The organism is Frankia sp. CcWB2, assembly GCF_977927585.1.
On sequence record NZ_CDWRCM010000041.1, the window covers coordinates 6789 to 12793 of the forward strand.

3 protein-coding genes and 1 pseudogene are annotated in these 6005 nt (G+C 70.5%); 1 reads left to right on the plus strand and 3 read right to left on the minus strand.

Going from position 1 to position 6005, the window contains the following annotated elements; all coding sequences use genetic code 11:
• A pseudogene (locus ACY45C_RS06675) lies at nucleotides 1-454 on the minus strand (PP2C family protein-serine/threonine phosphatase); the annotation flags it as partial.
• Nucleotides 455-651: 197 nt separating this feature from the next.
• Between ACY45C_RS06675 and ACY45C_RS06680 the strand changes: the two are divergent.
• A complete protein-coding gene (locus ACY45C_RS06680; protein WP_462186766.1) occupies nucleotides 652-3318 on the plus strand; it encodes a valine--tRNA ligase in 2667 nt (888 codons plus the stop codon).
• Between the two features lie 6 nt (nucleotides 3319-3324).
• Here the strand turns inward: ACY45C_RS06680 and ACY45C_RS06685 are convergent, their stop codons facing one another.
• Nucleotides 3325-4086 carry a 3-hydroxyacyl-CoA dehydrogenase gene (locus ACY45C_RS06685; RefSeq protein WP_462186767.1) on the minus strand — a complete coding sequence of 254 codons (762 nt, stop codon included), beginning with the start codon at nucleotides 4084-4086 and terminating at the stop codon, nucleotides 3325-3327.
• 219 nt (nucleotides 4087-4305) lie between these two features.
• Nucleotides 4306-6005: LCP family protein (locus tag ACY45C_RS06690; protein WP_462186768.1), on the minus strand; the 1700-nt coding region annotated here is incomplete at its 5' end.

Genomic DNA, 6005 nt, shown 5'->3' on the forward strand with positions numbered 1-6005 from the left:
GATCCCCACCGATCATGGCCTCCATGGTGGCGCTCTCGTAGCGGACGGCGAACCGCAGCCCGCCGGACGACGACGGGACGGGACTGAGGATCGTCTGCTGCGCCACCTCGGCCACCCGAGTGACGTTCTGCAGCTTCGTCTCGCGTCGGATGTTGTACCGGCTGACCAGGACGGCCATCACTCCGCCGGCCGTGACCCCGACCAACCGGACCACCTGGGCCGTCGGGCCACCGCCGCTCCGGCCGAACAGGTCATTGTGCAGACTCAGCAGGATGCCCGCCAGGATCGCCGCCACCCCGTAGCCGGCGGTCAGCCGGGGGCCGGCGAACGTGGCCGCGAGCATGGGGCTCAGAATCGCGAGTCCGAGCATGTTCCATTCCGGGTTGCTCAGGTGCAGTCCGACCACCAGGGCGAGTATGAGCAACGGGGCGATCGGGGCGAACCAGCGCAGCACCCTCAGCACCGCAGCACCCTCAGCACCCCCGGGAGATCCGCCCGGGGATCTCGCCTTGGCTAGGCCGCATGGTTGTCTGTCTACCCGCGAGCGGTCCGGACCGAACCCGCCGAAGCCCTGCTTCCAGGGGTCCTCACCAGCCAGCGCGGTCGGTTCTCCCGCCGATCAGGTCGGTGCCTCCTCATACACTGGCCCACATGACCACGCCTGGTATCCGTCTTGATCTACCGACGACGTACGCGCCGTCGTCGGTAGAGTCCGGGCTGTACCGGCGCTGGATCGAGCAGGGTGTCTTCACTCCCACCGGCGCGCCCGGGCGTCCGCCATACTGCATCGTCATCCCGCCGCCCAATGTCACCGGTTCGCTGCACATGGGCCACGCCTTCCAGCACACGCTCATGGACGCGCTGACCCGGCGGCGGCGGATGCAGGGCTACGACGTGCTGTGGCTGCCCGGCACGGACCACGCCGGCATCGCGACCCAGAACGTCGTCGAGCGGGCGCTGGCGCGGGAGGGCAGGAGCCGGCACGATCTCGGGCGCGAGGCGTTCGTCGAGCGCGTGTGGGCGTGGAAGGAGTCCTACGGCGGCACCATCGGCGAGCAGATGCGCCGCCTCGGGGCCGGCGTCGACTGGACCCGCGAGCGGTTCACGATGGACGAGGGCCTGTGCCGGGCCGTGCGCACCATGTTCGCCCGCCTGTACCACGACGGGCTCATCTACCGGGCAGAACGGATCATCAACTGGTGCCCCCGTTGCCTGACCGCCCTGTCGGACATCGAGGTCGACGCGTTCGAGGAGGAGGGCGAGCTCGTCTCGATCTCCTACGGCCCGGTGACGGTGGCGACCACCCGGGTGGAGACGATGCTCGGTGACACGGCGGTGGCCGTGCACCCGGGCGACGAGCGGTACGCGCATCTCGTCGGCACCGAGATCGAGCTTCCGCTGACGGGCCGGCGGATCCCGATCATCGCCGACGAGCACGTCGATCCCGCCTTCGGTACCGGCGCGGTGAAGGTCACCCCCGCCCATGATCCGAACGATTTCGAGATCGGCCGGCGGCACGGCCTGCCGAGCCTGACTGTGATGGACGAGCGCGGCATCATCATCGCCCACGGCCCCTTCCAGGGGCTCGACCGGTTCGAGGCGCGCAGCACGATCACCGCGGCACTGCGGGCGGAGGGGCGCATCGTTGCGGAGCGGCGGCCCTACCTCCACGCCGTTCCGCACTGTGACCGGTGCCAGACGGTCGTCGAACCCCGGCTGTCCCTGCAGTGGTTCGTCGCGGTCGCCACGCTGGCCCGCGCCGCCGGGGACATGGTCCGTGACGGTCGGACCACGATCAGCCCGCCGGAGCTCGCCGGGCGGTTCTTCGGCTGGGTCGACGACATGCATGACTGGTGCATCAGCCGCCAGCTGTGGTGGGGCCATCGCATCCCGGTCTGGTACTGCTCGGACGGGCACGTCACCGTGCCGCCCGCTGGGGACGAGATGCTCGATCCCGACCGTTGCGGAACCTGCGGCGCCACCGGCATTCGCCAGGACGTCGACGTGCTCGACACCTGGTTCTCGTCCGGGCTGTGGCCGTTCTCCACGCTGGGCTGGCCGCAGGACACGGCGGATCTGCGCCGTTTCTATCCCACCGCCGTCCTGCTCACCGGATACGACATCATTTTCTTCTGGGTCGCCCGGATGATGATGCTCGCCTCCTACACGATGCCCGACGTGCCCTTCCGGACAGTGGCGCTGACCGGGCTCATCCGGGACGTGCACGGCAAGAAAATGAGCAAGAGCTGGGGAAACGCGATCGACCCGCTGGCGCTCATCGATTCCCACGGCGCGGATGCGCTGCGTTTCACCCTGGCCCGGGGAGCCAATCCCGGGGCCGACGTCCCGCTGTCCGAGGAGGCGGTGGACGCCAGCCGCAACTTCGTCAACAAGCTCTGGAACGCCACCCGTTTCGCGCTGATGAACGGCGCCGACCCGACCGCGGACCCGTTCGCCGGCGGGCCGCTGTCCGCCGCGGACCGGTGGATTCTCTCCCGGCTGCGGGCTGTGGTGGCCGACGTCGACACTTACTACGAACAGTTCGAGTTCGCCAGGGCCTGCGAGACGCTCTTCCATTTCGCCCGGGACGAGCTCTTCGACTGGTACCTCGAACTGGCCAAGATCCCGCTGCGGGCGGGTGGCCCGGCGGCGGACCCGGCCCGGGCCGTGCTGGGCCGCTGCTTCGACGTCCTGCTGCGCTTACTGCATCCGGTCATCCCGTTCGTGACCGAAAAACTGTGGACGGCATTGACCGGGGGGACGACGGTGGTGACCGCGCCTTGGCCGGTCTCGATCGCCGGCCGCGCAGATCCGGCCGCCGAGGCCGAGATCGACCGGCTCCGGCGGGTCGTGACGGGGCTGCGGCAGTTCCGGGCGAACCAGCGGCTGCGCCCCGGCCGGCGGGTGGCCGCGGTCATGGTCGGTCCAGGTGGCCGGGTCGGTCCAGGTGACCGGGTCGGTCCGGGTGGCCCGGCCGGCGCTGGGGGTCTGGCCGGGTGGCGGGAGGAGATCGGGGCGCTGTGCTCCCTCGACCTCACGGTCGCCGACCGACTACCGGGGGACTGGCCCGCCGTCGCCCTGGAATCGGTCAGCGTGGCCCTGGACCTGTCCGGCGCGCTTGACACGGCGGCCGAACGGGCGCGGCTGAGCAAGCTGCTGGCCGAGGCCGGCAGGGAGAAGGAGCAGGTCGCCGCGAAGCTCGCCAACCCGAACTTCACCGGCCGCGCGCCGGTCGCCGTGGTCGAAAAGACCCGCCAGCGGCTGCTCGACGCCGAGACCTCGATTGCGCGCCTCGCCGAGCAGCTCGCGGCGCTGTGAACCCGTTCAGCGGGGTGCCATCCGAATGGCACCGTCGAGGCGGATGGTCTCGCCGTTGAGCATGGGGTTCGCGATGATCTGGGTTGCGAGCAGGCCGTACTCGTCGGGGGAGCCCAGGCGCGAGGGGTGCGGGACCTGCTGGCCGAGGGAGACGCGAGCCGGCTCCGGCAGCGAGGCGAGCAGCGGGGTGTCGAACAGGCCAGGGGCGATGGTCACCACGCGGATCTTCAGACTGGCGAGGTCGCGGGCGATCGGCAGCGTCATGCCGACGATGCCGCCCTTGGACGCCGAGTAGGCGGCCTGCCCGATCTGGCCCTCGAACGCCGCCACGGACGCGGTGTTGATGATGACGCCACGCTCGCCGTCGATCTCCTCGGTCCTGCTGATCCGCTCGGCCGCGAGCCGGATGACGTTGAATGAGCCGATCAGGTTGACCTTGACGACCCGCTCGAAGATGGTCAGCGGGAACGGCCCTTCCTTGCTCAGTGTCTTGGCGGCGTTGCTGATGCCGGCGCAGTTGACGGCGATGCGCAGCGGGCCCAGCTCGGCTGCCACGTCCAGAGCTGCCGTCACGTCCTGCTCGGAGGTGACGTCGCCGGGGCTGAATCGCACCGAGCTGCCGAACTTCTCCGTGACCGCCGCGCCGTTCGAGGACGGGAGGTCGAGGAGGACCACGCTGGCACCAGCGTCGACAAGCCGGGTGGCGGTGGCAAGGCCGAGGCCGGAAGCCCCGCCGGTCACCACGGCGACTGAATCCGTGATCTGCACGTGAGTTCCTCTCCGGGAGGGACGCCGGCCGGAGGCTCGGCCTTGGCTGTGCGGGGTGGAGCTGGGGGAGCGACCTGGCTGACCCCCGACCGCGGCCAGAGGAGGCGGCCATCCGTGCACACCCCGGAAGACGTGCACATCCCGGAAGAGTAGTGCAAGCCACGCGGGCGGACCGCGGTCCCGTGGGCCGGTGGGACTCTACCGGCGGGACCAGGAGAATCAGTAGGTGCAGGTGGGTGCGCCCGGCGAGGGCGCACCCACCTGCGCTCCCGGCGCCGCTGGTCCGGCCGCTGGTGCCGCCGGCGCGGGCGCGGTCCCACTGGCCGTCACACTCGGCGTCACCACCGCGGTGAAGCCGGAGCCCAGGACGAGCTGGACACCGGTGATGCTCGCATCGGCGAGCAGGACCGAGCCGGGCACTGCCGCGGCGACAGTGTTCGCCTTGGCCTCCTGCCCGGGGGCGTAGACCACCCGGGAGGTCTCGTGGGTGAGGACCGAGGCGTTGCCGGCGTTGCGGGCGTGGAAGCCCTTGGCGGTCAGCTGCTCGGTGACCTTGGACGCGAGTCCGGCCCGCGACGAGCCGTTGTAGACGGCGACCCGGACCTGGGAGGGCGCGGCGGCGGCGCCGGGAGCGAGCGCCGGACCGGTCCCCCTGCTCCCGGCGTCGGTGGTAGAACTCGCGCCCTCGACCTTGCCACCCATCGGCGCGACGATGCGCTGCAGGTCGTCCGGCCGGTAGAACTGCACGGAGGCCGGGACTCCGTGCAGGCGGATGTTGCCGTTGTCGTCGAGCGCCCCCTCGGCACGGGTCGGCGCGTGGACGGGCACGGTCTGCATCTGGAGGCCCCCGGTGGCCAGCCCGCGGACTCGGGTCCCGAGGCTGCGCAGGTCGGCGATGCTGGTGTGGTCGTCGAGGGTGAGCGCGCTCGCCGCCGCCGACATCAGCTTCTCGGTCTTGACCGGGTTCGTCAGGGTGTCGCCTGTCATGATCTTGCGGAACATCGCACCGATGAACTGCTGCTGCCGGCGGATGCGGTCGAAGTCGCCGTCCGGCAGGCCGTGGCGTTGACGGACGAAGGCCAGGGCCTGGTCGCCGCCGAGCTGGATCGTCCCCGGCCCGCCGACGAATCCGCTCATCGGGTCGTTGGTGTTCGTGCTCACCCGCCACCGCCCGCGGTCGTCCTGGTAGCGGCTCGGTTCCGTGCCCGACGGCTTGATGCAGACCTGGACACCGCCGATGGCGTCGGTGATTGCCCTGAAGCCCGCCAGGTCCATCGAGAGGTAGTGGTCGACCTGCAGGCCGGTCAGGCTCTGCACCGTCCGCACCAACAGCGACGGGCCGCCCACGGAGATCGCGGCGTTGAACTTATCGTGCCAGGCCTTGTGGTGTTTGCCGGCGTCGTCGGTGTACTCGGGGATCAGCACGTACATGTCACGGGGGAACGAGACCATCGTGGTGGTCCCGTCCTTCGCCAGGTGCGCGAGGATCGTCGTGTCGGAGCGCTGGCCCGGCGCGTTCCCGTACTTACCGTCAGTACCGGCCCGGCTGTCGGTCCCGACCAGCAGGTAGTTCGCGCTCCCCACTCCGCCGGAGTCGCCGCTCGAACCGAGGCCGAGATCGATCCGGTTGACCTTGCCGTCGACATAGAAGTACGCGGCCCAGCCTCCCACCGTGGCCACGAACACGATGCAGGACACGAAGGCCAGGAACACCAGCAACCCGCGACGCCTCGCCGACCGCCCGCCGCGTGCCGACCCGGATCCCGACCGGCCGGACCTCGATCCCCGCGGGTCGAGCCGGGGCGGAAGCACCCGCACGTGGTCGGCGGAGTCGTTCTGCAGGTGCGGTGCGGTCACTTCCCGCCTCTCCTCGAGCGGTCCGGCGAGCAGGGTCCGGCATAGCACGGAAAGTAACACGA

What these genes read in the sequence shown, in the direction of transcription:
- ACY45C_RS06680 (WP_462186766.1), top strand. Translation starts at nt 652, where the DNA reads ATGACCACGCCTGGTATCCGTCTTGATCTACCGACGACGTACGCGCCG.